This window comes from Gluconobacter sp. OJA (genome assembly GCF_039638325.1).
Taxonomy (GTDB): Bacteria; Pseudomonadota; Alphaproteobacteria; order Acetobacterales; family Acetobacteraceae; genus Gluconobacter; species Gluconobacter cerinus.
In genome coordinates, this window is record NZ_JBDIWI010000001.1 from 925,788 (window position 1) to 951,731 (window position 25,944).

25 protein-coding genes are annotated in these 25,944 nt (G+C 57.2%); 10 read left to right on the forward strand and 15 right to left on the reverse strand.

Translation table 11 applies throughout. From position 1 onward, the window contains the following. Positions 1-4: 4 nt before the first annotated feature. Positions 5-1,033, reverse strand: a complete 1,029-nt coding sequence (locus tag ABDK75_RS04315) for a MoxR family ATPase (RefSeq protein ID WP_046901207.1) — start codon at positions 1,031-1,033, stop codon at positions 5-7. Between the two features lie 94 nt (positions 1,034-1,127). On the opposite strand from ABDK75_RS04315, the gene ABDK75_RS04320 reads away from it, so the two are divergent. The 3 genes from ABDK75_RS04320 to ABDK75_RS04330 are packed head-to-tail and all read left to right on the forward strand — an operon-like array spanning position 1,128 to position 4,728. After that, the gene (locus ABDK75_RS04320) at positions 1,128-1,715 is read left to right on the forward strand and encodes a DUF1285 domain-containing protein (RefSeq protein ID WP_099213190.1); all 588 of its coding nucleotides are present in this window, start codon (positions 1,128-1,130) and stop codon (positions 1,713-1,715) included. Continuing rightward, positions 1,712-2,917, forward strand: a complete 1,206-nt coding sequence (locus ABDK75_RS04325) for a CCA tRNA nucleotidyltransferase (protein ID WP_346005822.1) — start codon at positions 1,712-1,714, stop codon at positions 2,915-2,917. Before ABDK75_RS04320 ends, ABDK75_RS04325 begins: the two co-directional genes overlap by 4 nt. A gap of 56 nt (positions 2,918-2,973) precedes the next feature. Beyond that, complete coding sequence (locus tag ABDK75_RS04330) at positions 2,974-4,728, forward strand: ABC transporter ATP-binding protein (protein WP_346005061.1); 1,755 nt, start codon at positions 2,974-2,976, stop codon at positions 4,726-4,728. Here ABDK75_RS04330 and ABDK75_RS04335 read toward each other — a convergent pair. The 6 genes from ABDK75_RS04335 to ABDK75_RS04360 all read right to left on the reverse strand — a co-directional run bounded on the left by ABDK75_RS04335 (position 4,686) and on the right by ABDK75_RS04360 (position 11,050). Next, entirely contained in the window at positions 4,686-5,198 is a 513-nt protein-coding gene (locus ABDK75_RS04335) for an RNA pyrophosphohydrolase (protein ID WP_339407206.1), read from the reverse strand. The genes ABDK75_RS04330 and ABDK75_RS04335 overlap by 43 nt on opposite strands. Further along, positions 5,195-6,298, reverse strand: a complete 1,104-nt coding sequence (locus ABDK75_RS04340) for a divergent polysaccharide deacetylase family protein (RefSeq protein ID WP_346005062.1) — start codon at positions 6,296-6,298, stop codon at positions 5,195-5,197. The genes ABDK75_RS04335 and ABDK75_RS04340 overlap by 4 nt, the downstream gene beginning before the upstream one ends. A gap of 30 nt (positions 6,299-6,328) precedes the next feature. After that, on the reverse strand, positions 6,329-7,795 hold the full coding sequence (locus ABDK75_RS04345; protein ID WP_346005063.1) for a S41 family peptidase: 1,467 nt from the start codon (positions 7,793-7,795) through the stop codon (positions 6,329-6,331). A gap of 125 nt (positions 7,796-7,920) precedes the next feature. Beyond that, positions 7,921-9,210, reverse strand: coding sequence for a peptidoglycan DD-metalloendopeptidase family protein (locus ABDK75_RS04350; RefSeq protein WP_346005064.1), 1,290 nt, complete (start codon positions 9,208-9,210; stop codon positions 7,921-7,923). Beyond that, a complete protein-coding gene (gpmI, locus tag ABDK75_RS04355) occupies positions 9,197-10,735 on the reverse strand; it encodes a 2,3-bisphosphoglycerate-independent phosphoglycerate mutase (protein ID WP_346005065.1) in 1,539 nt (512 codons plus the stop codon). Before gpmI ends, ABDK75_RS04350 begins: the two co-directional genes overlap by 14 nt. Positions 10,736-10,858: 123 nt before the next feature. Further along, positions 10,859-11,050 (reverse strand): CsbD family protein, encoded by a 192-nt coding sequence (locus ABDK75_RS04360; RefSeq protein WP_046901216.1) that lies wholly within the window; start codon positions 11,048-11,050, stop codon positions 10,859-10,861. A gap of 147 nt (positions 11,051-11,197) precedes the next feature. Here ABDK75_RS04360 and msrB point away from each other — a divergent pair, with 147 nt between their 5' ends. The 3 genes from msrB to ABDK75_RS04375 all read left to right on the forward strand — a co-directional run bounded on the left by msrB (position 11,198) and on the right by ABDK75_RS04375 (position 12,635). Then, a complete protein-coding gene (msrB, locus tag ABDK75_RS04365; protein WP_086632972.1) occupies positions 11,198-11,617 on the forward strand; it encodes a peptide-methionine (R)-S-oxide reductase MsrB in 420 nt (139 codons plus the stop codon). After that, on the forward strand, positions 11,614-12,252 hold the full coding sequence (upp, locus tag ABDK75_RS04370) for a uracil phosphoribosyltransferase (protein ID WP_064275018.1): 639 nt from the start codon (positions 11,614-11,616) through the stop codon (positions 12,250-12,252). The genes msrB and upp overlap by 4 nt, the downstream gene beginning before the upstream one ends. A gap of 95 nt (positions 12,253-12,347) precedes the next feature. Beyond that, positions 12,348-12,635, forward strand: coding sequence for a DUF1330 domain-containing protein (locus tag ABDK75_RS04375; RefSeq protein WP_346005067.1), 288 nt, complete (start codon positions 12,348-12,350; stop codon positions 12,633-12,635). 72 nt (positions 12,636-12,707) lie between these two features. Here ABDK75_RS04375 and ABDK75_RS04380 read toward each other — a convergent pair whose 3' ends face one another. Further along, positions 12,708-13,934, reverse strand: a complete 1,227-nt coding sequence (locus tag ABDK75_RS04380) for a threonine ammonia-lyase (RefSeq protein ID WP_346005068.1) — start codon at positions 13,932-13,934, stop codon at positions 12,708-12,710. Beyond that, a complete protein-coding gene (greA, locus tag ABDK75_RS04385) occupies positions 13,934-14,407 on the reverse strand; it encodes a transcription elongation factor GreA (RefSeq protein WP_086632975.1) in 474 nt (157 codons plus the stop codon). The genes ABDK75_RS04380 and greA overlap by 1 nt, the downstream gene beginning before the upstream one ends. A gap of 178 nt (positions 14,408-14,585) precedes the next feature. Here greA and ABDK75_RS04390 point away from each other — a divergent pair, with 178 nt between their 5' ends. Both ABDK75_RS04390 and ABDK75_RS04395 read left to right on the forward strand, forming a co-directional pair. Then, positions 14,586-15,131 carry a hypothetical protein gene (locus ABDK75_RS04390; protein ID WP_346005069.1) on the forward strand — a complete coding sequence of 182 codons (546 nt, stop codon included), beginning with the start codon at positions 14,586-14,588 and terminating at the stop codon, positions 15,129-15,131. Further along, complete coding sequence (locus ABDK75_RS04395; RefSeq protein WP_046901223.1) at positions 15,131-15,337, forward strand: helix-turn-helix transcriptional regulator; 207 nt, start codon at positions 15,131-15,133, stop codon at positions 15,335-15,337. Before ABDK75_RS04390 ends, ABDK75_RS04395 begins: the two co-directional genes overlap by 1 nt. 51 nt (positions 15,338-15,388) lie before the next feature. On the opposite strand, the gene carB is transcribed toward ABDK75_RS04395, so the two are convergent. Beyond that, positions 15,389-18,643: a carbamoyl-phosphate synthase large subunit gene (gene carB, locus ABDK75_RS04400; RefSeq protein ID WP_346005070.1), complete on the reverse strand. Its 3,255-nt coding sequence runs from the start codon at positions 18,641-18,643 to the stop codon at positions 15,389-15,391. Positions 18,644-18,646: 3 nt separating this feature from the next. Further along, positions 18,647-20,008 (reverse strand): glutamine-hydrolyzing carbamoyl-phosphate synthase small subunit, encoded by a 1,362-nt coding sequence (carA, locus tag ABDK75_RS04405; RefSeq protein ID WP_346005071.1) that lies wholly within the window; start codon positions 20,006-20,008, stop codon positions 18,647-18,649. A 242-nt stretch (positions 20,009-20,250) separates the two neighbouring features. Here carA and ABDK75_RS04410 point away from each other — a divergent pair, with 242 nt between their 5' ends. Together ABDK75_RS04410 and ABDK75_RS04415 are read left to right on the forward strand one after the other, a co-directional pair. Continuing rightward, positions 20,251-20,706, forward strand: a complete 456-nt coding sequence (locus ABDK75_RS04410) for a GatB/YqeY domain-containing protein (RefSeq protein WP_346005072.1) — start codon at positions 20,251-20,253, stop codon at positions 20,704-20,706. Between the two features lie 149 nt (positions 20,707-20,855). Then, entirely contained in the window at positions 20,856-21,812 is a 957-nt protein-coding gene (locus ABDK75_RS04415; RefSeq protein WP_346005073.1) for a cation diffusion facilitator family transporter, read from the forward strand. Positions 21,813-21,821: 9 nt separating this feature from the next. Here ABDK75_RS04415 and ABDK75_RS04420 read toward each other — a convergent pair whose 3' ends face one another. The 4 genes from ABDK75_RS04420 to adhP all read right to left on the reverse strand — a co-directional run bounded on the left by ABDK75_RS04420 (position 21,822) and on the right by adhP (position 25,924). Beyond that, positions 21,822-22,712, reverse strand: a complete 891-nt coding sequence (locus tag ABDK75_RS04420; protein ID WP_346005074.1) for an alpha/beta hydrolase — start codon at positions 22,710-22,712, stop codon at positions 21,822-21,824. Positions 22,713-22,762: 50 nt separating this feature from the next. Continuing rightward, a complete protein-coding gene (locus ABDK75_RS04425) occupies positions 22,763-23,791 on the reverse strand; it encodes a retropepsin-like aspartic protease (protein ID WP_346005075.1) in 1,029 nt (342 codons plus the stop codon). 86 nt (positions 23,792-23,877) lie between these two features. Next, positions 23,878-24,861 (reverse strand): zinc-dependent alcohol dehydrogenase family protein, encoded by a 984-nt coding sequence (locus ABDK75_RS04430; protein WP_346005076.1) that lies wholly within the window; start codon positions 24,859-24,861, stop codon positions 23,878-23,880. Positions 24,862-24,895: 34 nt separating this feature from the next. Then, a complete protein-coding gene (adhP, locus tag ABDK75_RS04435) occupies positions 24,896-25,924 on the reverse strand; it encodes an alcohol dehydrogenase AdhP (RefSeq protein ID WP_339407225.1) in 1,029 nt (342 codons plus the stop codon). Between the last annotated feature and the right edge of the window lie 20 nt (positions 25,925-25,944).

Sequence of the window (25,944 nt, forward strand, 5' to 3'; positions counted from 1 at the left end):
GGGGTCAGAGAATCGTTTGAGCCTGTGCGCGGATCAGGGCTTCGACTGTTACGCCGGAGGCCCGCGCACCGAAGCCAAGACCGATACGGTGTGAGAGGACGGGTTCTGCCAGCGCGATGACATCGTCCAGGCTGGGGGCAAGACGGCCATTCAGCAGGGCGCGGGCGCGGGTCGCAATCATCAGGGCCTGCGCGGCGCGAGGACCTGGGCCGAAAGACACTGCATCCCGCACTTCGGAAGAAGCAGACGGGTCTTCTGGGCGAAGGGCGCGCGTCAGGCTCAGGATTGCGTCAACGATTTTATCGCCAACAGGAAGCCGACGAACGAGGGCCTGCGCTGCCAGAAGGGATTCGGCGTTCAGAAGCGTCGGTGCCTGTGCCGTTGTGGCGCCCGTTGTTTGCAGGAGCATCTGGCGCTCTGCGTCCCGATTTGGGAAATCCAGCGGAATGCGAAGCATGAATCGATCGAGCTGGGCTTCTGGCAGCGGGTAGGTGCCTTCCTGCTCGATCGGGTTTTGTGTTGCGAGAACGTGGAAGGGGCTTGGAAGAATGTAATCCTTGCCACCCTGCGTTACGCGGTGTTCTGCCATGGCCTGCAACAGGGCTGACTGCGTGCGGGGGCTTGCGCGGTTGATTTCATCCGCCAGCACAAGTTGTCCGAAGATTGGACCAGGAAGGAATCGGAACGCCCGCTGTCCGTTGACGTCCTGATCCAGGATTTCAGCACCCGTGATGTCTGACGGCATCAGATCAGGCGTAAACTGGATACGCGTGGCATCCAGTCCCAGTACGCGCGAGGCCGTATTGACGAGAAGGGTTTTGCCGAGGCCCGGCGCACCCATCAGAAGTGCGTGACCGCCAGACAGGATCGTGACGAGAACCTGCTCGATCACCCGGTCTTGTCCCAGCACGATACTGCCGATAGCTGTGTGGACATCGCGGAGAACAGGGGCCAGACGATCGGCCTCGGCCACATCTGCTTCGCCCCGGAGGGTTCCGGCGGAGGCGCCGGTAGAATAATGCTGCTCGCTCATATCACCAGTCTGACAGGTGTGGGGGTTTCATCAAGGCTCGATTGCACCCAACTTGGTGTGAGAAGAGAAGTTTTCATTTTAACCGGAGGGAAAATTGAGCGCTCATGATTGTCGGGATGTCTCCCCATCTGACGTTTTTCCCGCGACGGGATCTGCTGATGCGGCTCCAGCACCGGCTACCGGTGTCCGGAAAATTCCATTTCTGATTCGTCGGGATGGCACCTGGCTGTATCGGGGGTCTCCCGTGACGCGCAAGGCGATGCTTTGCATGTTTTCGTCCATGCTGACACGCGATAGCGAAGGCACGTACTGGCTGAAAACGCCCATGGAAAGCGGGGTTATTCAGGTCGAGGACGTCCCCTACATCGCCGTTGAAATGGACTTTCGGGGAAGTTGTGGGCGCCACCAGACGCTCTGTTTCCGCACTAATATGGACGAACTCGTTTGCGTGGGGCCGGAACACCCTATCGCGTGTGACTGGGATCGTCCGCTCGATGAGTGTGGAGCCATTCCTTACGTTCATGTGAGAAACGGGGAAGGTGATTTCCCGATCCAGGCGCGAATCAGCCGATCCGTCCATTTTGAGCTCGCGGCTCTTGCCGTGCAGGGCCATGTTGAGGGCAAGCCGTGTCTGGGCGTCTGGAGTCAGGACTGTTTCTTCCCGTTATCCCGCCAACCATGACGGATACATCCGGACTTTTGGCCCGTCTGGACGACCGGAGTGGTCTGGATGTGTTGTGGAGGCTCCTGCCAGAGGCACGCTTGGTTGGCGGGTCCGTCAGAGATCTGCTGCGCGGCGTCTCCGTACACGATCTGGATATGGCAACGCCGGAGCCTCCCGAAATCGTACAGGACATTCTAAAGGCTGATGGAGTCCGGGTTATTCCGACCGGATTATCTCATGGCACTGTGACGGCTGTGATTCGGGGTGTGCCGTACGAAATTACAACCCTACGGCGTGACGAGCAGACAGATGGTCGGCATGCTGTTGTTGCCTGGACGGAAAGCTGGGAAGAAGACGCCGCACGCCGCGATTTTACCATCAACGCGATGTCTCTGGATCGGCATGATCGGCTGCATGACTATTTCCAGGGCAGCCAGGATCTTGAAGCCCATCACGTTCGATTTGTTGGAAACGCCGGGCGCCGCATTGAAGAAGATGCTCTGCGAGCGCTCAGATTTTTTCGCTTTGATGCGCGCTATGGCAGGGGAACACCGGATCATGAGGCCTGCACGGCGATCGCGGAACGGCTTGATCTGATTGATGGCTTGTCTGCCGAACGGATTGCTTCAGAGCTGCTGCGGATTCTGACGGGGCCAAGGTTGCAGGAAACGTTGCAGGCTGTGCAGGACGTCGGACTTTTGGCTCGGATTGTCCCTGCACCCAATCTGGTCCTGTTACAGCGGCTTCTGATGTGTGAAGCGCCAGAAGATCCAGTGTTGCGGCTATCGGCGCTCGGTCATGGGCAAGGTGAATTGTTGGCAAAGCGTCTAAAACTCTCCAATGCGGATCGTGACCGGCTACGTTTGTTTGATTCTGATCGGCCAGATCTGGCACCCGCAATGTCTGCCGACGATGTCCGGCGGGCACGTGTGGAACAAAACCTTCCCGTTTTGCTGGACAGAAGCTGGCTGTTGCAGGCTGCGCTGATTGGTGTCCCAAGTATTGAATGGAACAGGCTGCGAGATCGTCTGACGCAGGAACCGCAACCTGTGTTCCCGCTTGGAGGCAAAGAGGCCAGAGACGCCGGGATTATGCCAGGCCCAGGCATGGGGCAGTGGTTGGCTAAGGGGCGTTTGTGGTGGATGAACCACGGGTGCCTTCCGGGCCGAGACGCATGCATGGCGTATCTTCTGGATGAGATGGGCGACGCGTCAGAGTAGGCACATGGTGTCGTCGCGGTTTCGTGCTTTTGCAGAGGCCTGCTAAACCCCCTCGAATGAGCAGAAAGACAGCCCTTGATACAGACAGCCAGATTCTGATTCGACGGATCTGGCGTGATGAAATGCGTCATCACGTGCGCCAGATTGTGAGCGTAGTTGTGCTGACGGTTCTGATGGCAGGACTGACGGCGCTCTATCCAGTGGTGATCAAACGCGCTGTAGACATGTTTGCGGCTCAGGACTCGCGCATTCTCTACCAGGTGCCGGCACTCGTTGTGATTGTGACGACCCTCAAGGCTGCGTCCCAGTACGGGCAGACAATTGCCGTTCAGGGGCTGGTACTGACTGTTATCCGTGGGCTTCAGTCGCGGATGTTTGCACATGCTCTGCAAACAGACATTTCGCGCATTGAACGCGAAGCGCCTGCTCAGTGGGCCGCACGTTTCACGACAGACGCTGTTTCGATCCGTGAGGCCATGGTCCGGGTCGTGAATGCGCTGGGCGACGCTGTTACTGTGGTCGGGCTTGTCGCAGCCATGATCTGGGCTGACTGGGAGCTCAGCCTGATTGCTCTGGTGCTTTATCCCGTCGCAGCAGTGCCAATTCAGAAGCTTGGTAAAAAGGTTCGTCGGGCTTCGGGGGGAATGCAGGAGCAGATTGGCGAGACCTCTGCGCTCCTCAATGAAAGCTTTGCCTTGGCGCGTCAGGTGCGCATTTACCGGATGGAAAGCCGGGAAAGCGAGCGCGTCGATCATTCTCTGGATCTGTTGCACACTGCTTTTCTGCGGATTGCGAAGGGACGTGCACGCGTCGATCCCGTTCTGGAAGTTCTGGGTGGTACAGCGGTTGCCGTTGTGCTGGGCTTCGCTGGGTGGCGTGCCGCCATGGGGGGCGCCACGCTTGGTGATTTCACAGCTTTCATCACAGCGCTGCTGACCGCGGCGCGCCCAATCCGGGCTCTGGGCTCTCTCAATACGGCGATGCAGGAAGGATTGGCCGGACTGTCTCGTGTCTTTGCAGTGATTGATGAGCCTCCTGCGGTTGTCGAACGGACGGACGCGCTAACGGTCCCAACTGGGACAGGGCATCTGGTTTTTGAAGAGGCGTCTTACGAATACGAAGATGGGCGTGTCGGACTGGCCGGTCTGACCCTAGATGTTCAGCCGGGGCAAACAGTTGCGCTGGTGGGCCCTAGTGGTGCGGGAAAATCGACTGCACTCTCCCTGATCCCACGTCTGCATGACGTGACGGCAGGGCGTATTCTGCTGGAGGGCGTAGATATCCGGGACGTGCGTGTATCGTCCCTGCGTGATGCGATTGCGTATGTCAGTCAGGACACGACGCTTTTCGATATGTCGCTCATGGAGAATATCTGGATTGGCCGCCCGGATGCGAGCAGGGAAGAAGTCGAGAACGCCTGTCGGATGGCGGCTGTCGATTTTCTCGGTAACCTTCCTCATGGACTGGAAACGCGTGTTGGACCGGGGGGGCGGCGCCTCTCAGGGGGACAGCGACAGCGTGTTGCTCTCGCGCGGGCTCTTCTGCGTAACCCGCGCGTACTGTTGCTGGACGAAGCAACAAGTGCGCTGGATTCCGAGAGTGAATCTCGTGTTCAGGAAGCTCTCGGTACGCTTCGCACAGGTCGCACCACTGTTATTGTGGCGCACCGACTTTCAACCGTGCAGGCTGCCGACGTTATCGTTGTGATGGATGGAGGCAAAGCGGTTGAATCTGGGTCTCATGCTGAACTGCTCAAGAAGAACGGCCTCTACGCCCGCCTGGTCCGAAGCCAGTCTCTTGAAGCGGCCTGATAGAGGTTTTTGAGTTCAGGCAGGAGCGTTTCATAAAGCTCTCGCTTGAACCCCAGATTGCGCTGAAGAAGATCCTCAGGGGCAATCCATTCCCATGTATCGAACTCGGGCGGGAGATGAAGATCCAGACGGATATCCCCGTCCTCCCCATCAAATCCGAGAACGAACCATTTCTGTGTCTGGCCTCTGAATTTTCCGCCTAGCGCGCGACCAATCAGGGGAGCAGGAAGATCATAGGACAGCCAGTCCGGCCGTTCTGCGAGCAGTGTCGCCTTCGTGCAGCCAGTTTCTTCTTCAAGTTCACGGAAGGCCGCAGTTCGCGGGTCTTCTCCGTCATCAATACCGCCCTGGGGGCATTGCCAGATGTCTCCAGGAAGATCGGCGCGACGGGCGACGAAGAGCTCTCCATGACGATTGAACAACGCCACGCCAACATTGGGGCGGTAGGGCAGGTCTGAAAAATCGGTCATAGGGGTGCCGTCTGGATGTTTGTTGACTGAATGGATGCCTGATGATCCGTCGTGCCGTTATCGGCAAGTGCGGAGGGTGGGACCAGAATGAAACGCTCTGCCGCCGGGCTTTTCAACCATGCTTCAAGGCGGTCGATCGCGACGGGTGTCAGCGGCCCCATCATCAACAGAATATGGGTGGGCTTGGCCCCGTCTGGGACTAGGACTGCAAACTTTGCGTCAAGCGTTTTGGCATCTGTGTCACCATTGATCCACGTGGACGCTGTCATACCCCGGATATGACGGTCTTCCTGCGACGATCTGCTGATATACAGAAAGCCACGACTGGAAATCGTATCTGCCAGAGATTGAAATGCAGGCGTAGTTGCGTAGCCGTCTGCCGGTTGGCTGTCTCCGGCCTCGGCGGCATCGGTTAGACCTGTGGCCCCTTTAGCCTGCGAGAGGCACCAGTCCAGTTCCTGTCGGTCTTCCGCTTCCGAATTGCCATAGCCTAACGCATGAGGGCCTTCGTCAACCTGCTCCGGATGAGCGCTTTGCATGGGGAGTGTGACGTAAGTTTCGCGATGGGCAGCATGTGCTCGGGACAGGACGTCCGTCAGATTGCCAAGATAGGGTGACACACCGACAGCAACAGGCTCAGGGATGCGGGAAAGGACGTCATATGTCATGGCGTCTGAATACCCGAAACCTTCGAGCACGATGGCCACAACGCTTTTGCCTGAAGCTGTAATTGTTGCCAGATCGGTATGGGCTGTCTGCGCAATCGGGGGCGGCATTTCCGGCGTTTTTATCGCTGACGCAGGTTGCATTGGTGAGACCGATGAATTTGCGTTGAGAGCGGTTTTGGAATTCTGATTTATCGGCGTCGCCGGGGGGGATGTCCTCTCACCGGAAGCAGTATTTTCTGGCGGGTGTGACGGTATCGCCAGAGCAGTTTCGGTTTTTTGTGGTGGCACGTCAGCAGGTGTCTGATGCCGAAGCATCAGGGCTGCTGACGTGCCACCAACCAGGACGACACCCCAGAACACGATCAGAAGACGCCCGATAACGGGAAGGCGGCTCCAGAGCCCAGAGCGGGATGAAGCGGGACGGTTCTGCACGGTCTGGGCTGTCCTGTATCGTTCTACGGGTTAGTGCGTCGGCGCCGGTGCAGGGGCGGCCTTTTTGTCTGCTGGAGGCGCTTTCACTTCCGTAGCCTGCTCTACAGCCGGTGCAGGATTGGAAATTCCAGCCATGGCGTTGACGACCTTGATGGCCTGCTGCAGTTGGAAGTCCGTTGCCGGTTTGGTCAGATCAAATTTCGGCCAGTCTGCCGGCGGAGCTTTCGGAATAGACTTTGAGATCGGGGGCAGATCAGTCCGAAGCGTTTCTGCTGTCCGGTTTCCACCGACATTGGTCAGAATGTGGGACAGGTCTGCTTCCCGATAACCATAGGCGTCATCGTCCTTGGTTTCCGCAACGGGGATGTCAGGCGTGATGCCCAGTCCCTGGATGGAGCGGCCAGATGGCGTGTAATAACGCGCCGTTGTCAGGCGAACGGCACCCTGATCTCCGATAGGAATCAGCGTTTGGACAGACCCCTTGCCGAACGTCTTTTCACCCAGAATGACAGCCCGACGATGGTCTTTCAGCGCTCCAGCCACGATTTCACTGGCAGACGCAGAGCCACCATTTGTCAGAACGACAATCGGAAGGCCATTTGTGATGTCCGTGCCGCGCGCATCCCAGCGCTGGTTGTTTTCAGCATGCCGCCCGCGGATGGAGACGATTTCTCCCTCCTTGATGAAGTCATCAGAGACGGCAATAGCCTGATCGAGCTTGCCTCCCGGATTGGACCGCAGATCAAGGATGATACCTGTCAGCTTGTGGGCTGGACTCTTGGCAGCTTCAGCTTTCAGCTTGTCAAAAGCGGCATGCATTGCGCCTTCGAGATCATCGTCGAACTCTGTCAGGCGAATATACGCAGTGCTGCCGTACAGAGCGGACCGTACGATCTGGACGTGAACGATTTCGCGCTTCATGTCGAACGTGAGTGTCTTGCCCGTTTTCGGGCGAACCACGGTCAGGCTGATAGATGTTCCCGGATCGCCGCGCATCTTGCGAACAGCTTGATCAAGCGTCAGGCCATCAATGCTCTTGTGATCCACCATGGTGATGAAATCACCAGTCTGGATACCAGCCCGTGCGGCAGGCGTGCCATCAATTGGTGAGACAACGCGCACATGGCCGGATTCAGCCTGAACCTGTAGGCCCAGACCGCCGAACTTGCCGGAAATCTCGGTCTGCATGTCCTTGAACTGGGCGGCGGTCATGTAAGATGAGTGGGGATCGAGTTCGCCAACCATGCCGTCCAGGGCATTGTTGATGAGGTCTTTGTCCGTCACGGGATGGACGTATTCGGCTTTCACGACATCCATAACCGTGCCGAGCAGGGTCAGGAGGCGAACGGTTTCAGCGCTGTTGTCGTGAGAGACGTCGCGAGCGATGGCGGCGGTGGGGAAACTGCCAGCGGACCCGACGAGACGCAGTGCGCCCGGTCCGACAGCCAGTCCGGCCAGAAAGGCGGTGCCCAGCAACAGGCCAGTACGGAACTTCATGTGATCTCCATCCTCGGGAACGGGCGTGCTTCCGGCGTCTCTTGCAGTGTGTGAACTAGCGCGAAACGGGTTGCCGAAATGTTAAGACGTGATCTTACAGTGTCCTGCCCTATCAGAAAACAGGGTCACAGAAACGGAGCAGGGCTGACGATCTGGGCGCCGTGGCGCAGCTGGACAAAGAGTAGCCCCTCAGCAGACGGCATTTGCCCAAGTGCGGCAGCTTTCCTGACACTTTGCCCGCTGGAAACACCCAGTGAACCCAGACCAGAGAGAACAAAGCGGTAATTCTGTCCGCAATCCAGAATCAACATCTGTCCAAAAGAGCGGAACGGACCGGAAAAGACGATTCGGCCACTGCACGGAGCTTGAACGGAGGCTGAAGGCGCAGCGGCATAGGTGATGCCTGTTGACGGACCTGCTTCCGTATCCTGTCCCCACCGGACCGCAATACGCCCGGTGACAGGTGCGTGGCCGCTCCCGGAAGAAACACCATTCCCGGCGGAAAGAGCTTTGACCTGAGCACGGGCTTTGCGCGCCTGTTCCATCTGATGGCTCTTTGCGAGCGCACGGGCTTCGGCTTCCAGTGTTGCTTTGGCCTGAGCTTCCTGCCGGGCGATTGCGTCGATTTCTGCGGAAAGGTCCGCAGACGCCTTCATCGCTTCGGCAACTGCGGATTTCGCACGGCGTGCGGCCTGGTCCGACACGTTTTCCTGCTTGGCCGCAATCCGGGTTCTGGCGGCCGCGATATCACGTTGATGCGTTTGTGACTGAAGGAGGCCATCGAGCTCTTTCTGGCGGGCTTCCAGAGTTGCCCCGATCTCCTGAAGCTCATCTTCCTTTGTTTGCAAGTTTGCAGCCCGCTGCTGGGTCAGGCGGGAGAAACCTCCTAAAATGGAAAGTGCGGTAATGCTCTCAGTTGCAGTCCTCGGGGAGGCTAGCAGAGCAGCATCGGGCGCTATCGAGAGTCTCGCTGCAACGGGCAGGAGCGGTTGGAGCGCTTGGTTTTCGTGGGCGATATCCTGCCGCACGGTTGCTTGCCGACTGGTGAGATCTGCGATTTCGGTATTCAAAGCCGCGATACGGGAACGTGTCGTCTGTACCACGGTCTGGGCCGTGTGGGTCTGAGCGGCCAATGCATCTTTTCGCGCGCTGTCCTGCAGCGCCTTTTGCTGTGCAGCAACGGCAGCAGCCTGTCTGGCACGGAGTGTGGCGGCTTCCTGAGCCTGCTGTGTCTCAAGCGCTTTCCGGGCAGCCTGAGCTCGGGCCAGTGCTTGTTGTCCCGCGCTCAGGGCATGCATCGGGTGGGCGTGGGCAGTGGTATGATGCCCATGAGGCGTGGACGCAGTCGCGGCCACCAGCAATGGCGAGAACGCCAAAACCAGTGGCAGAACGACGGCTGGGTCAGGCGTTTTCAAGCAGGGAGACGCCTGTCATCGCTGGGGGCTGAGCAAGACCCAGAAGTGCCAGAAGCGTCGGAGCCAGGTCTGCCAGACGTCCGTCGTGAATCGTTTTGCCATCAGCATGGGCCAGAATGACCGGAACGACGTTGAGTGTGTGGGCCGTATGAACGCCGCCCGTCTCAGGGTCGCGCATGGTTTCGCAGTTTCCGTGATCGGCGGTGACAATCAGTGTGCCACCTGCGCGGACAAGTGCGTCATTGATGCGGCCTAGCCCTTGATCAACGGTTTCGCAGGCCTTGATGGCAGCGGGCAGGGAGCCTGTGTGGCCAACCATATCCGGGTTTGCGAAGTTCAGAATGATCATGTCGAAGCGGCCGGAATCAATGGCTTCTACGGCACGATCTGTCAGCTCGGGAGCGGACATTTCTGGTTGCAGGTCGTAGGTAGCGACCTTGGGAGACGGCACGAGAATGCGTTCTTCGCCCGGAAGCTGAACTTCACGACCACCGTTCAGGAAGTATGTGACATGAGGGAATTTCTCAGTTTCGGCCATACGAAGCTGAGTCTTGTTAGCTTTGGCCACGACCTCACCCAGAAGATCCTCCAAAGGAATTTTTGGGAACAAGACTGTCATGTAGGGTGACAGGTGATCTGAGTAACGCGTTATGCCGGTAATGGCGGCAAACTTGATGCGGCGACCGCTGTCGTATCCATCAAAGTCCGGAGCCACGAGAACGTCCAGCAACTGACGGATACGATCGGCACGGAAATTACAGGAGAGAATGCCGTCGCCGTCTTTCATGCCACCATACTGTCCGAGTACGGTTGGAAGGACGAACTCGTCTCCCTTGTCTTCCGCGTAACTGGCATTGAGTACAGAGAGGGCGTTATCTGCATGGGGGCCTTGGCCATCACGGATTGCATCCACGGCCAGCTTGACGCGCTCCCAACGACGATCGCGGTCCATGGCATAGTAGCGGCCACTGATCGTGGCAATCTGTACGGTCTCTGACAGATCTCGAAGGAGGGCTGAAATGAATTCCTCGCCGGAGCGTGGGGGAGTGTCGCGGCCGTCACTGAAGATGTGTAGAGCGACAGGCACTCCTGCGGCGCTGACGATTTTCGCGAGAGCCAGAATATGGTCCTGGTGTGCATGAACGCCGCCAGGCGAGACGAGACCCATCAGGTGGCAGGTTCCACCTGAAACCTTCAGTGCATGAATATATTCTTTGAGGGCTGTATTTTCGGCGAGTGAGCCGTCACGGGTACTGCGGGAAATGCGAGGCAGTTCCTGCATCACGACGCGGCCTGCACCAATATTCAGGTGGCCGACTTCGGAGTTTCCCATCTGGCCTTCAGGAAGTCCGACATCTTCTCCGCATGTTTTAAGAAAAGCATGCGGGTTATTCGCCCAAAGCCCGTCAAACGTTGGGGTGTTTGCCAGTCTTACCGCGTTATCGGAGTTTTCTTCACGCCAGCCGAAACCGTCCAGAATGACAAGCATGACGGGGCGGCGTGGAGAAGAAGCGGTATGGGACATGATTGGACTTCCTGTCTCGCATTAAGGAGGAAAAGACTGTTGGGCATTATGCCACCTCTCCTCCAAAATGCGAACGCCCGCCAGATGGCGGGCGTTGCAGGTGACATGACAGTCGCGTGAGCGTCAGATCTTGTCGATGCCGCCTTTGACGGCGTCCTTGACATCACCCTTGGCGGTCTGGGCCTGTCCCTTTAGATTTTGGACAACGCCTTCACCTTCAAGCTTTTCATCGTCGGTGACGCGACCAACTTCTTCCTTGATCTTGCCGACGACCTTGTTGGTGGCGCCTTTGATCTTGTCTTCAATGGAGCTCATGACATTACCTCCTGAAACAGGGTTGCCGAACATAAACGGCTGGTGAGGCAGGAAGTTTCATATCTTGCACTCAGATATGCGTGACAAAGCGGCGTGCGGCTTCCATATATCCAAGACTGAAAACCTCAGATTTTCTGGAGATTGACCATGACCCAAAGCTGCGGTCCCGTTTCGGGAACCAATGGCGGGGGGTGTGGCGTCGGCCTTACGCCGGAACAGCGCCGTATCCTGCTCGAGCATGGCACCGAATATCCCGGTTCCAGCCCGCTGAATGATGAAAAGCGGGCTGGAATTTATGCCTGCGCAGGATGCGGGCGTGAACTTTTTTCATCCGCTACGAAATACGAAAGCGGAAGTGGCTGGCCGTCTTTTTTCGCGCCTTTGGAAAACGGTGTCGGGACGACGCAGGACGTCAGCCACGGAATGGTTCGAACGGAAGTGCACTGTGCGGGTTGTCATGGGCATCTGGGGCATGTTTTTCCTGATGGGCCACCGCCTACAGGGTTACGGTATTGCATGAACGGTCTGGCACTCGATTTTCGCCCGGCCGAAGGAGAAAAAGCATGAGTCAGGCGCTGCCGCCTATCGTTCTCGACCACCCGCTGGTGCGCCACAAGCTGACCCGTCTGCGTGATAAGAATACATCTACAGCAGGCTTTCGTCGGCTGACCCGTGAACTCAGTCTGCTTCTGGCCTATGAAGCGACGCGCGGGCTTTCTCTGGCGTCTCGCCATATCGAAGCCCCGAGCGGGCCAATGGAAGGTGAGGAACTGGACGGCAAGAAGCTCTGCTTCGTCTCCATTCTGCGTGCAGGAAACGGCCTTCTGGATGGAATGCTGGATCTGGTTCCGTCTGCGCGTGTGGGACATATTGGTCTGCGCCGCGACCATGAAACGCTGGAAGTCAGCGAATATTATTTCAATATGCCAAGCGACGTTCCGGGGCGGACATGTATTGTTCTGGACCCGATGCTCGCCACGGGGCATTCCGCCGCGGCAGCTGTTGCGCGCGTCAAGGAAGCGGGCGCGATTTCACCAGTTTTCGCCTGCCTGCTCGCGGCACCGGAAGGTATTGATTACATGACGAAGCTGCATCCCGATGTGCAGATCGTAACGTGTTGTGTTGACCAGAAGCTTGATGAACACGGATACATCGTCCCGGGTCTGGGCGACGCTGGCGATCGTCTTTTCGGGACGCGCTAAACGGGTTCAAATGTTCAGCACACGCGCTTGTGTGCTGAACATCCCGCCGTTTTATGGCCGGTTATGCATCACCCCCGTTCAGGAGATGAAGTACCATGACCGCTTACGCTATTTTCATTCGTGACAAATTGACCGACCCAGCCGAATTTGAGGCTTATTCAAATGGTGTTGGCGAGACCTTCAAGGGGCATCCGGCCAAAATTCTTTCTGCCTACGGAAAGCAGGAAAAGCTTGAAGGTATCGAGCCAGATGGTGTCGTTATTGTCGAATTTCCGGATATTGCTGCTGCCCGGGCCTGGTATGACAGCCCAGCCTATCAAACGGTCGCGAAGCATCGCTGGAAGGCCGCTTCTTACAACGTGGTGATTGTAGAAGGCGTCTGAATTTCGGAAATTAGGTTGCAGTTGCATTGTGTTCGACGCTGGAAGACCAGGTCGAACACAATGCGTGCAGTTTCAGTCCCGTCGAACGATGTAATGACGGGCAAGATCCGTTTCGATCTGTGTGGCGTGCTGAGTGTCACGGGCTTCGATCATCACAACCAGCTCGGCTGTCTGAACTGACGGCGAGGCAAAAAGGCGATGATGGGACACCTCGATGATGTTTCCACCGTAGTTGCCAATACGCGCGGAAATGTCAGCCAGCATTCCGGGGCGGTCGGGAATCTGGAAGATCAGGCGAAGAATTCTTCCGTCCCGGAGGAGGGAGCGAAGGATTGTATTGGCCAGAATACGGGCATTGATGTTGCCACCCGACAAGGGAAGGGCAACCTTGCGGCCCTTGAACATCTCAGGGTTGGCCAGAACAGCAGCCAGACCCGTCGCGCCAGCGCCTTCGCAGACCTGCTTGGCTTTTTCCGCCAGCGTCGTGATGGCGCTTTCGACCTGAAGCTCGTTAACTACGAGAATTTTGGAAATCCGGTGACGAAATGCTCTGAGGCAATGATCGCCCAACTGCGTCACGGCAATGCCTTCAGCAATTGTCGAGCCACCGAGAGTGGCGCCACCTTCCGTCGGAAATGCGGCTAGAGAGGCATAAGCCTCGACCTGCACGCCAATGATTTCCACATCTGGGCGAAGTGCAGCCATGACGGTTGCAAAACCACCGATCAGGCCGCCGCCGCCGACAGGGACGACGACCGTATCAATATCGGGTGCATCTTCGAGAAGTTCGAGTGCAGCAGTCCCCTGACCCGCAATGACGGCAGGGTCATTGAACGGATGGACGAGGACCCGGCCTTCTTTATTCTGAATTTCTTCCGCCGTTACGCATGCAGAAGCAAAATCGTCGCCTGCGAGGACAACATTTGCTCCCCATGCCTGCGTCGCTGCAACTTTGGTTGCTGGCGTAAAGCGGGGCATGACGATCGTGGCATCAATGCCAAGGAGGCTGGCCTGACGCGCCACACCCTGTGCGTGATTGCCTGCCGAGACTGTAATAACACCGCGGGCGCGTTCCTCGGGCGTCAGGAGCGCCATTTTGTTGGCGGCTCCCCGTTCCTTGAACGAGCCGATAGCCTGAAGATTTTCAAGCTTGAGCGTAATTTCGGCACCTGTCAGGCGGGAAAGGGCCGGGCAGGCAATCGTCGGCGTGCGAACTACCGTGGACGCAATACGCTTCTGAGCGTTTTCAATGTCCAGGAGGGTCACAACAGTGGCGACGGACGTCAGGACGTCAGACATTAGCGGTATGTGACTTTCAGGATCTCGTAGCTGCGGTCACCGCCGGGAGCAGGAACGGAGATGGTGTCGCCCACATCTTTGCCAATCAGCGCCTTCGCCAAAGGGGACGAGATTGAAATCAGGCCCTGCTTGATGTCGGCTTCATGAACGCCAACGATCTGATAGGCGTTTTCCTTGTCCGTCTCTTCGTCAACGACTTCGATATGCGCGCCGAAACGTACTTTCGTGCCGGTTAAGGTCGAAGGATCAATAACTTCTGCCGAGGAAACAATGCTTTCCAGCTCAAGTACGCGACCTTCGATGAAAGACTGACGGTCTCGGGCGGCGTGATATTCGGCGTTTTCGGAAAGGTCGCCATGTTCGCGGGCTTCTGCGATGGCACGAATGACTGCAGGGCGGTCAACGCTCTTGAGGGTACGCAGTTCGTCTTCAAGACGCTGCAGTCCCTTTGCGGTCATGGGGATCTTCTGCACTCTGAAATCCTCGGAAAAGCGTGACTGAAATTGAATGAACAGCCTGACAACATAGGATTTTAGGGGGGTTTATGCAAGGTGGCGCGTTTTTGTTTATCGAAAAGCAATAAATTCCCTAGCGAAACGAAATGAAACATATTATTGAAAAACGATAAATTCATTGTCAGGGTGGGTAGGAATGATTGCAGGTGCGCGTAAGGGCAGGACAGAGAGAAAAATCGAATATGCATTGACCCTGCTCAAGCTGTTCCGTCTGCTCCTTTGGCTTCCCATTGGCTTTTTCGGGCTGATTACGTTTGGTATCATTTTTATTGTAATTTTTGATCATTTCCCTTTGGAAAACTCTCTTGGGTACACAAAAGAAGATATATGCTGGAGTTTTATACTTATTGCCGAAGTGGTAATAGTTTACTCCTGTTTGGAAGTAATATTCAGAATTTTGTCTGAAATTTTAGTGAGCTTGATGCAGGGAAAAATTTTTACAAAAGAGAATGTGAAAAGAGCATATAAAATTTTATTTCTCGGGTTTGTTTATGATTTTCTTATTCCTTTAACGAATTACATCCATGACGTTTGTAATTTGCCAGAGTTGAGTTTTGCGAATTGGTTTGGATACTTTTTTGAGTTCCTGTCAGACGTGCCTGAAGCGATCATCCTATTTGCTGTCGTGTGGCTTTTTGATTTAGGAACCCAGCTTCAGTCCGAAATGGATGAGGTCATTTAATGCCGGTTCAGGTCAGTCTGGATGCACTGCTGAAAGAGCGCGGTATGTCTCTTACGGAGCTGTCAGAGAAGGTTGGCCTGACTCTCGCCAATCTTTCAATTCTCAAGACTGGTAAGGCAAAGGCAATCCGGTTTTCCACGCTTGAGGCGCTCTGCCATGTGCTGGAGTGTCAGCCGGGAGATCTGCTGCGCTATTCCAACGATTGAATACAAAGAAGCCCGCCAGATTGCTCTGACGGGCTTCTTTGCTGGAAGGGCTTAGAACTCGCCCTTGAAGTAGGACTGAAGCGGAGCGACGCCGAGGTCGCCTTCCTTAAGAACCGCGATGGCGTAGGTTGCCGCACGGGCACCGGCAATCGTGGTGTAGTGCGGGATGCCCATGGTCAGAGCGCCACGACGGATATCGTAGCTGTCACGTGCGGCCTGGCCGCCCTGTGAGGTGTTGATGACCATTTGAACGTCACCCGAGCGGATGGCATCCACGCAGTTCGGACGGCCCTGCATGACCTTGTTCACGCGCTTGACCGGAATGTTAGCCGCTTCCAGGCGTGAAGCTGTTCCGCTGGTTGCAAGAACGGTGAACCCCATTTCAACCAGTTTGCGGGCTAGCGGCTGAACATGTCCCTTGTCGCTGTCACGGACGGACAGGAAGACCGTTCCAGCCAGTGGCAGTTTTACGCCGGCAGCGAGCTGAGACTTCGCAAAGGCACGCTCGAAGCTGGAATCCAGCCCCATGACTTCACCCGTGGAGCGCATTTCCGGACCGAGGATCGTGTCTGCGTTTGCAAAGCGATGGAACGGGAAGACGGCTTCCTTGACCGCAACGTGCGGGGAGACCGCCCCGCCATCCAGACGGAACTCGGACAGGCGTGCGCCAGCCATCACACGAGCGCCGATCTTGGCAACCGGAACGCCTGTTGCCTTGGCAACAAACGGCACCGTGCGAGACGCGCGCGGGTTCACTTCAAGGACGAAAACTTCCTGGTCCTTGATGGCGTACTGCACGTTCATCAGGCCGCGGATGCCAAGCTCACGAGCCATGGCTTCCGTCTGTGCGCGAAGTTCTGTCACCAGTGCCGGAGACAGCGTGTAGGGCGGTAGGGAGCAGGCAGAGTCACCGGAATGGATACCAGCTTCCTCAATGTGTTCCATGACGCCGGCGACATAGACGTTTTCGCCGTCCGAAATGCAGTCCACATCGGCTTCGATGGCATCGTTCAGGTAATGATCGAGCAGGACCGGACCGGTAGAAACTTCGGGGCCGGCGGCGCGCAGAACCGTATTCAGGTAATGCTTCAGGCCCGCGTTATCATAGACGATTTCCATCGCACGGCCGCCCAGAACGTAGGACGGACGGGCAACGACCGGATATCCGACCTCTTCGGCCACTTTCTCGGCTTCTGCCGGATTGCGGGCAATGCCGTTACGTGGCTGGCGAAGACCCAGCTTGCGTAGCATGGTCTGGAAACGTTCACGGTCTTCCGCGCGATCAATAGCGTCAGCCGGGGTGCCGAGCAGCGGGATACCTGCCTCTTCAAGTGCACGGGACAGCTTGAGAGGCGTCTGGCCACCGTACTGAACGATGCAGCCCAGAACCTTGCCGCCCTTCGCTTCCGTGCGGATCAGGGCAATGACGTCTTCCGCAGTGAGAGGTTCGAAGTACAGACGGTCGGACGTGTCGTAATCGGTGGAAACGGTTTCCGGGTTGCAGTTGACCATGACTGTTTCAAAACCGGCTTCACGCAGGGCGTAAGCGGCATGAACGCAGCAGTAATCGAACTCGATGCCCTGACCAATCCGGTTCGGTCCGCCACCCAGAATGATGATCTTGTCGCGGTTAGTCGGGCAGCTTTCGCATTCCGGCGTGCCATATCCGCCTTCATAGGTGGAATAAAGATACGGAGTGTCAGAAGCGAACTCTGCGGCACAGGTATCGATGCGGCGATAGACGGGCACGACTTCAAGAGCTTCGCGCTGCGCTGCGACGTCCGGAATGGTCTGGCCTGACAGGCGGGCAAGCTGGGCGTCAGAGAAGCCTTGGGCTTTCAGGCGGCGCATGCCGTAGGCGTCTTTTGGCAGGCCGTTCTTTTCCACGTCCTGCTCAGAAGACACGATGTCTTCAAGCTGGCGCAGGAACCAAGGCTCGAACTTGCAGGCCTGTTGGATCTCTTCGACCGTCAGGCCCGCGCGCAAGGCTTGCGTGGCCATCAGAATGCGGTCCGGGCGTGGTTCTGCAAGAGCAGCCAGATAGGCGTCTTTCGAACCATCGCCGGGTGCTTCAACCGGGTCCAGACCCATCAGGCCCGTCTCCATGGAGCGAAAGCCCTTCTGGATCGCTTCGGCAAAGGAGCGGCCCACGGACATGGCCTCGCCGACCGACTTCATGGACGTGGAAAGCAGGGCCGGGGAGCCTGGGAACTTCTCGAACGTGAAGCGGGGGATCTTAGCGACAACGTAGTCGATCGTCGGCTCGAAGGAGGCCGGGGTCGTCTTGGTGATGTCGTTCTTGAGTTCGTCCAGCGTGTAACCAACGGCCAGCTTGGCGGCGATCTTGGCGATCGGGAAGCCGGTGGCCTTGGAGGCGAGGGCAGACGAGCGGGAAACGCGCGGGTTCATTTCGATGACGACCAGACGGCCATCGGCAGGATTAACGCCGAACTGCACGTTGGAGCCACCAGTCTCGACGCCGATCTTGCGTAGGCACGCGATCGAGGCGTCCCGCATGCGCTGATATTCCTTATCGGTCAGCGTCAGGGCCGGGGCGACGGTGATGGAGTCACCGGTGTGCACGCCCATCGGGTCGATGTTTTCAATGGAGCAGATGATGATACAGTTATCCGCGGTGTCGCGGACGACTTCCATCTCGTACTCTTTCCAGCCCAGAACAGACTCTTCGATGAGCACTTCCGTTGTGGGAGAGGCATCAAGGCCGCCTGCAACGATCTGGTCGAACTCTTCGCGATTATACGCGATGCCGCCACCCGCGCCGCCCATGGTGAAGGACGGGCGAATAATGGCGGGGAGGCCGACGTCACCCAGAGCTGCACGGGCTTCTTCCAGTGTATGGGCGATGGTGCTGCGCGGGCTTTCGATCCCGATCTCGTCCATGGCCTCGCGGAACTTCTGGCGATCTTCCGCACGGTCGATGACCTCTGCGTCTGCGCCGATCAGTTCCACATTGTGCGTCTTAAGGAAGCCGGACTTGTCGAGCGCCATGGCGGCGTTCAGGGCTGTCTGGCCACCCATGGTCGGCAGGACGGCGTCGGGCTTTTCCTTAAGGATGATGCGCTCGACGAATTCCGGCGTGATCGGTTCGATATAGGTCGCGTCCGCCAGGCCAGGATCGGTCATGATCGTGGCTGGGTTGGAGTTGATGAGGATGACGCGATAGCCTTCCTCACGCAGGGCTTTGCAGGCCTGTGCGCCGGAATAGTCGAATTCGCAGGCCTGTCCGATGACGATCGGGCCAGCGCCGATGATCAGGATGGACGAGATGTCTGTCCGTTTTGGCATGGCTCAGGCTCCTGCTTTAGCGCGACGGTCCATGACCGCGACGAAACGCTCGAAAAGATAGAAACTGTCGGACGGGCCGGGGCTCGCCTCGGGGTGGTACTGGACGGAGAAGGCGTCCTTCGTGGTGGACGCGATGCCTTCGTTGGAGCCGTCGAACAGGCTCACATGCGTCACCTTTACATCGGCGGGCAGGGACTTTTCGTCTACTGCGAAGCCATGGTTCTGGCTGGTGATTTCCACGCGGCCGGTTTCGACGTCCTTGACCGGCTGATTGGCGCCGCGATGGCCGCGCTCCAGCTTGTAGGTCTTGCCGCCCAGAGCCTGTGCGAGAAGCTGATGGCCGAGGCAGATGCCGAAGACTGGCACGTTGGCATCCAGAACGCTCTTGATGGCCGGGACGGCATAGGTGCCGGTCGCTGCCGGGTCGCCTGGACCATTGGACAGGAACACGCCTTCGGGCTTCAGTTCCAGAATTTCCTCAGCCGTAGCGGTCGCGGGCAGAACCGTGACGTCACAACCAGCGGTCACGAGGCAGCGCAGGATGTTGTCCTTGGCGCCGTAGTCCATGGCGACCACGCGGCGGCGGTTCTCGGTACGGGCCGGGCGGGTGCTTTCCCACACGCCTTCCGTCCAGACGCGCTTTGGCTGCGTGACCTCTTTGGCAAGATCCATGCCTTCGAGCCCAGGCCACTGACGCGCACGGTTTAGCAGGCTGTCCGTGTCGATCCGACCATTCGCCGGGAAGGAAAGAATGGCGGTCTGTGGGCCATTGTCACGCAGGGAGCGTGTAACTGCACGGGTATCGACGCCACTGATGCCCGCGCGGCCGTGCTGCTTCAGCCATCCATCGAGGGACTCTGTGGAGCGCCAGCTTGCCGGGGCGGTGATGTCTTCCTTCACGACGGCGCCAAGAGCAGCCATTTTTGGCGCTTCATTGTCGTCTGTGTTCGTGCCGACATTGCCAATATGCGGGAAGGTGAAGGTGACGATCTGCCCAGCGAAAGACGGGTCTGTCAGGGTTTCCTGATAGCCGGTCATGCCGGTGGAGAAGCAGAGTTCACCGACGGCGCCATCGGTATGGGCGCCGAAGCCTCGGCCCCACAGGACCGTGCCATCTGCAAGGACAAGGGCGGCATTGGCGCCGGCAGGGCAGGAATTGGACACGTCCGTCTCTCTTTCTTGCGGGGTTTCAGCGGAAGTTAGGTCCTGGAGTTCGATTCCGGGAACGCGCAGTAGGGCGGGCCAGTGCTTGGTCGGCACGGTTCGCGACTGACGCCACTTTCGTACGGCTTCAAGGCCGACACCAGCCAGCGCGGCGATTTCTTCCGCGCCGCCAGCTTTTTCAATGATTCTGTCGATGTCCATGGTCGCCCGTTCCTGGCTCCGCGTTCATTTTCCCGTCTGATAGGCGATCGAACCGGAAATGGGAAGTTTTTTCCCAATGAGTTTTTGTGTCTGTGGAATGGCATGGGAAAAAACTTCCCTACACCTTGTGACGATGCTGGAAAGAGCTGTGCTTTCCATTGTTGGGGGGAGGCTTTTATGCGATTTTGCCGCCATTGACTGAACAGGGGCTTTTCAGGCCCCGCGCAAACAGGAGAAGACGCATGTCGCTTCGCACGCAGATCATGGATGACCTCAAAACAGCAATGAAGGCTGGTCAGTCTGAGAAGGTGGCGCAGATCCGTGGTATCACGGCGAAGCTGAAAGATCTTGAAGTTGCTGCTCGCGCCAAGACAGGGGAAGTGACGGAAGCAGAGATTATTTCTGCTCTGCGCTCCATGATCAAGTCCCGTACTGAATCCGCAACGATGTATCGTGAAGGTGGCCGTCCGGAACTGGCGGAAAAGGAAGAAGGTGAGATCGCGACGATCAAGGCCTACCTGCCGCCAGAACTCAATGAGGCAACTCTGAAGTCTGCCATTGATGAAGCCGCCACTGCTGTAGGTGCGGAAAGCATGAAGGACATGGGCAAGGTTATGGCAGCGCTGAAAGAGCGTTTTGGTGCCGATCTGGACCCGGCCAAGGCCAGTGCACTTGTGAAGGCACGTCTGTCTGCCTGAAGCGGGCTAGGCATCGTCGCTTGAAGAAGGCCGTCCCTTGTGGGCGGCCTTTTTTATGTTGGGGTCATGAACCCCTGAAAGCCCGCAAAGTTTGACTTAGGTTATCCGAGGTCCCCAATCTGGCCTTTGCTTACGGAAATGAGGGCTTCATGTCTGCTGGTGGTTCAACAAAAGTCGTTTTCATCGCGCTGGGTGTCAATTTCGGCATTGCCTGCGTGAAAGGTATGGCTGCCCTTCTAACCGGCTCTGCTGCGATGTTGGCTGAGACGGTTCATTCCTTTGTGGACTGCGGAAACCAGATCCTGTTGTTGGTGGGCATGAAGCGGTCCGCGGCTCCGGCAACAAAAGAGCATCCGCTGGGCTACCATCGTGAGCTGTATTTCTGGACGATGGTTGTAGCTGGCGCGCTGTTCGTAGGTGGCGGCGTCGCGTCTCTTTATGAGGGCTGGGAGAAGGTCATGCATCCGGCGGAAATGCAGCCGGTGCACCTCTTGGGTCATGTCTTTCCGGGATGGTGGATGAACGTGGCCATTCTCGCAATTTCCGGCAGCATGGAAGGGTATGGGTTCATTGCTGCGGTGAAATCCCTGCCACGTAGCGAGGGGGTTTCATTGTGGAGAATGATTCGCCGGAGTGCCGATCCCGGCCTGTTCGTCGTGCTGTTTGAGGATGGGGCCGCGCTGGTCAGTCTGGTGATTGCGCTGGTGTTTACAGTGCTTTCCGTAGTGACAGGTTTGCACGTTCTGGACGGAATTGCATCTCTGCTGATTGGTGTCGTTCTGGTTGTGGTGGCAGCATTGCTGACCAATGAGACGCGCTCTCTTCTTGTGGGTGAGAGCAATCCGGAAATTGATGCCTTTGTGCGCGCTGAAGCGCGGAAATTGCCCGGTGTTGTCGGCATCAATGAGATTGTGACGGAGACCCGAGGCCCCGAGAGTATTATCGTTCTGCTATCTCTGGACTGGGATGATGCGATCTCAGCCGGAGACGTGGAGCGGGGAGTTTCGATGCTGGAGAAAATAACCCGCACGCGATACCCTGCTGTATTGCGGATGTATGTTGAGGCGCAGGACAAGAGGGACGGGATTCCAGCCCCTCTGGTCTGATGGCGGGTACTACTTCGCTGCTAGGAACGGCTCGACGGCTTTAAGAAAAGCCTCGGGTCGCTCAATGCTGGGGGCATGCCCGGATTGCGGAATGACCGTCAGATGTGCGCCGGGAATTTTTGCAGCAAAATCGTGGCCGTCGGCCAGTGGAATGACCTGGTCATTCTGTCCCCAGATCACGAGCGTTGGAATATGAATGGCCTTCATGCTGTCATCGAGAAAGGTGTCCGGCGCATTGGCGTTTCTGGCGAAGCTCTCCTGCGTGTATTGCGCACCTTCGGCCAGTCGGGTTTGGAATGTTGCCTGAACCAGTTCATCTGTAATGAGGGCTTTATTGTAAAACAGCCATCTTAGCCCCGTGCGAATGCCAGAAAATGAAACTGGCCCGAACAGGGGAAGACCGTGCTCGATGAGGGACTTGTGGCCAGCGGCATCGCTCAGGATGAGGCGCAAGGGCATGGCCATGGAAGAATTCTGTGCCGCTTCGATTGTGTAAAGTCCCGCAATCCAGCCGCCGAGGGATTCTCCAGCGAGCTTGAAATGCGTGATGTGACGTGCTTTCAGGAAGCCATCCAGCATGTCCACCCATGTCTGAATTCCGTAGGCGATCAGCGGCTTTTCCGAAGCACCAAAGCCGAGCTGATCCATGGCGATTACATGATAATGCCGGGACAGTTCAGGGATGACTTTCCCCCAGTCCATTGTGGCGCTGCTTCCGAGGCCATGGACCAGCACAAGGTCCGGACCCGTACCAGCTTCCAGGAAACGGATCTGCTGACCGTAAACGGAGACACTTTGCAGGGGCGGGAGAGTTTGCGCCTGGCCGTGGCTGGGGATGCATGCTGCGCCAAGCGCGGATGCGAGCACGGCGGCTCGAAGTGTTTTGGACAGTCGTCTCATGGCGGCCGAGCCCTTATGGTCAGGTGATATGTTTCTTGTTCGAAATAGTATTATCGATCTGGCCCGGCTGTCTTCAACATATCATTCCCGGAATGAACGGGATCTTTCGGTGCGATGCCCTGATCATGAGCAGTTGCCTGATACTTCCGGATATGGAGGGGCGTCCACGGCAGCGGAGGTTCTTTGGTTAGAGAAGGGTCTGACGCGGGAGAGAACCAGATGGCCGCACGAGGTGGGTCCAGAAGGATATGGAAATGGTTCAGAGCATCAGTGCCTAACTCGTCATAGGCAATGGTGGAAGCGATGACGATCTTCGGGTGAGACAGCAGAAACGGGCCGATTTTCAGTGTATCGAACGTATGAAGATAGCCACCAACTGTATTGCTGGCATTGATGCGGACTGGATCATCTGTGTTTGGCTCAGGCGCAATGCCTATTGCTCTGGCTGTATCTTGCTGGATCAGGGTTCGGTTGGAGCTTAGGTTGATTTTCATCCGAACTGGATGGCCGTTGAGTTCAACAAGAACCGTGTTCGAGAGTGGATAACCGTCTTGATAGAGGTGCAGTTTGGTTGTCGGCGCGGGGAGCAAATCTCCGATCGATGGACATTTCTCATCGTCGTATCGAAAGAACGTGACGTTGCGAGAGGAGCGGTCAATCAGGGTGGAAATATGGGAGAGAAAGTGCTCTCCTAATTCGACCTGGAGTGGCGGAGTAATAGTGTTGGGTACTGAATAATCCACCACATAAGCAGTATAATTTTTGAGTGTGAGTGCACCAATATTTACGGTTGAAAGCGTTTTTACGAATACTGTCGCTTCGTCTGTCTCTGATCCGGCATCTTCAGGAGCTGAGCCCGAAAACGTGACAGTGTGATTGGCAAAAACAAAAGTATCGCTTGCCTGTGGGGCAAGGAAAAAAAGGGCAGGTAACCCGTCTATACTGCCCAGCATGGAGGGGGGCGCATTATAGTGCTCCAGTGGAACGGAGACCGCTCCATGAAGGCAAGTCTGCCAGGGCGCAGCTTGAGCATGCCCGCAGAATTGAAAGACGATCAGGAGAAGAGCTGTCTTACGCATGAAGTGCCTGTCGCCTTATTGTGACACAGTATGTCTTTCTTAGGCGGTGGGGTTGTTAAGAGCGAGGGCAGAGCAATCATGTCCGCTTATGGAATGAGAACAGCGGCTCCCTCAAAACGACCGTGGCGGAGGTCATCCAGAGCCTGATTGGCATCTTTGAGGGCATAAGGCGTATTCGTTACCTTGATGCCGATCTCAGGAGCCAGTTTCAGAAAATCCAGTCCGTCCTGCCGGGTCAGGTTGGCAACGGAGACGATTTCACGTTCTTCCCAGAGTGTATCGTATGAGAAGGACGGGATCGGGCTCATGTGGATGCCGCCACACACGACCTTTCCACCCTTGCGGACGGCTTTCAGTCCGGCAGGAACCAAAGCACCGACAGGCGCAAACAGGATTACTGCGTCAAGTGGTTCGGGGGGGAGTTCGTCTGAACCGCCTGCCCAAACGGCGCCAAGGGAGCGGGCAAATGTCTGCTTCTCTGTGTCTCCGGGGGATGTGAAGGCATAAACCTCGCGTCCCTGCCAGCGGAGCACCTGAATGATGATGTGAGCGGCGGCTCCGAAGCCATACAGGCCGATCTTTTTGCCGTCTCCAGCTTTGCTGAGACAGCGCCAGCCGATCAGGCCAGCGCAGAGCAGGGGAGCAAGATCCTTGTCCTCCCCTTTGTCACCCATGGGAAAGGCATATTTTGCATCAGCGACTGTCATGGTCGCGTAGCCGCCATTGCGGGTAAAGCCTGTGAAAAGAGGATGGTCGCAGAGATTTTCCATCCCGTGCGTGCAGTAATAGCAATGCCCACAGGTATGGCCGAGCCACGGGATGCCGACCCGTTCCCCAACGTTCAGGCTCGTAACATTGCTTCCGAGTTTATCAATTCGCCCGACGATTTCATGTCCGGGAATGATGGGAAGAGTGGGGTTGGCGAGTTCGCCGTCCACGACATGCAGGTCTGTGCGGCAGACGCCGCAGGCCCCGATGCGGATGCGGATTTCGTCCGGTCCGGGTTCGGGGTCTGGCAGCTCCACCCATTCCAGAGGCTGGTGGTGTTGGCGGAGCTGCATGGCAAACATGGCGTGTGCTTTCTAAAGTCTCAGGCGTCCTGTCTCAGGACCGGAAATCCAGAACCGTGCGGCCCTGAAGGCGGCCGTTCTTGAGGTTGTCGAAGATCGTGTTGATGTTCTCGATCTTGTCTGCTGTGACGACGGATTTCACTTTCCCACGGGCGAAGAAATCCATGGCTTCGATCATGTCCAGCCGTGTGCCTACGATGGAGCCACGAATGGTCGTGCCATTCATGACCATATCAAAGATCGAAACCGGGAAGTCTCCGGGTGGCAGGCCGTTCAGAACAATCGTGCCGCCACGACGGGCATAACCCATGGCCTGCGAGAAGGCCGTGCGGCCCACAGCCGTAACCAGTGCACCGTGCGCACCGCCAACTTCCTGTTGGATGAAGGCTGCCGGGTCCTTATCCTTGGCATTGACGGTGAGAGCCGCGCCAAGCTTTGTAGCTGTGGCGAGCTTGTCGTCGTCAATATCGACAGCCACGACATTCATGCCCATGGCGACCGCGTATTGAACGGCCATCTGACCGAGGCCGCCGACGCCCGAAATGGCCATCCACTGACCGGGGCGGGCCTCGGTCATCTTCAGGCCCTTATAGACGGTCAGACCAGCGCAAAGCACGGGCGCAGCCTGTAGGGCATCAATGTTGCTGGGCAGATGTGCGACATAATTCGGATCTGCGACGACATATTCGGCGAAGCACCCATTGACCGTGTAACCGGTGTCGTCCTGTTCTTTGCACAGCGTTTCCCAGCCGCCGAGGCAGTGTTCGCAGTGCCCGCAGGCGGAATAGAGCCAGGGTACACCGACTACGTCGCCGATCTTGGCGTGGCTGACTTGACTGCCAACGGCCACGATATGGCCGATGCCTTCATGGCCGGGAATGAACGGTGGGTTCGGCTTTGCGGGCCAGTCACCCTCTGCGGCATGCAGGTCGGTGTGGCAGACGCCGCAGGTATCGACTTTCACGAGGATCTGGTTTGGCCGGATCTCGGGAATGGGAAGCCTCTCGACAGAGAGAGGCTTCCCGAACTCACGGACGACGGCGGCTAGCATTGTATCAGCCATGAGAGTGTCTCCTTGAGAAG

Coding starts and splice junctions, on each gene's coding strand:
- ABDK75_RS04325 (WP_346005822.1), top strand. CDS start 1,712: ATGACGGATACATCCGGACTTTTGGCCCGTCTGGACGACCGGAGTGGT.
- ABDK75_RS04420 (WP_346005074.1), bottom strand. CDS start 22,712: ATGAGACGACTGTCCAAAACACTTCGAGCCGCCGTGCTCGCATCCGCG.
- upp (WP_064275018.1), top strand. CDS start 11,614: ATGAGTCAGGCGCTGCCGCCTATCGTTCTCGACCACCCGCTGGTGCGC.
- ABDK75_RS04330 (WP_346005061.1), top strand. CDS start 2,974: ATGAGCAGAAAGACAGCCCTTGATACAGACAGCCAGATTCTGATTCGA.
- msrB (WP_086632972.1), top strand. CDS start 11,198: ATGACCCAAAGCTGCGGTCCCGTTTCGGGAACCAATGGCGGGGGGTGT.
- ABDK75_RS04395 (WP_046901223.1), top strand. CDS start 15,131: ATGCCGGTTCAGGTCAGTCTGGATGCACTGCTGAAAGAGCGCGGTATG.
- carB (WP_346005070.1), bottom strand. CDS start 18,643: ATGCCAAAACGGACAGACATCTCGTCCATCCTGATCATCGGCGCTGGC.
- ABDK75_RS04345 (WP_346005063.1), bottom strand. CDS start 7,795: ATGAAGTTCCGTACTGGCCTGTTGCTGGGCACCGCCTTTCTGGCCGGA.
- ABDK75_RS04380 (WP_346005068.1), bottom strand. CDS start 13,934: ATGTCTGACGTCCTGACGTCCGTCGCCACTGTTGTGACCCTCCTGGAC.
- ABDK75_RS04375 (WP_346005067.1), top strand. CDS start 12,348: ATGACCGCTTACGCTATTTTCATTCGTGACAAATTGACCGACCCAGCC.
- ABDK75_RS04360 (WP_046901216.1), bottom strand. CDS start 11,050: ATGAGCTCCATTGAAGACAAGATCAAAGGCGCCACCAACAAGGTCGTC.
- carA (WP_346005071.1), bottom strand. CDS start 20,008: ATGGACATCGACAGAATCATTGAAAAAGCTGGCGGCGCGGAAGAAATC.
- ABDK75_RS04425 (WP_346005075.1), bottom strand. CDS start 23,791: ATGCGTAAGACAGCTCTTCTCCTGATCGTCTTTCAATTCTGCGGGCAT.
- ABDK75_RS04335 (WP_339407206.1), bottom strand. CDS start 5,198: ATGACCGATTTTTCAGACCTGCCCTACCGCCCCAATGTTGGCGTGGCG.
- ABDK75_RS04390 (WP_346005069.1), top strand. CDS start 14,586: ATGATTGCAGGTGCGCGTAAGGGCAGGACAGAGAGAAAAATCGAATAT.
- ABDK75_RS04415 (WP_346005073.1), top strand. CDS start 20,856: ATGTCTGCTGGTGGTTCAACAAAAGTCGTTTTCATCGCGCTGGGTGTC.
- ABDK75_RS04430 (WP_346005076.1), bottom strand. CDS start 24,861: ATGTTTGCCATGCAGCTCCGCCAACACCACCAGCCTCTGGAATGGGTG.
- ABDK75_RS04410 (WP_346005072.1), top strand. CDS start 20,251: ATGTCGCTTCGCACGCAGATCATGGATGACCTCAAAACAGCAATGAAG.
- adhP (WP_339407225.1), bottom strand. CDS start 25,924: ATGGCTGATACAATGCTAGCCGCCGTCGTCCGTGAGTTCGGGAAGCCT.
- ABDK75_RS04315 (WP_046901207.1), bottom strand. CDS start 1,033: ATGAGCGAGCAGCATTATTCTACCGGCGCCTCCGCCGGAACCCTCCGG.
- gpmI (WP_346005065.1), bottom strand. CDS start 10,735: ATGTCCCATACCGCTTCTTCTCCACGCCGCCCCGTCATGCTTGTCATT.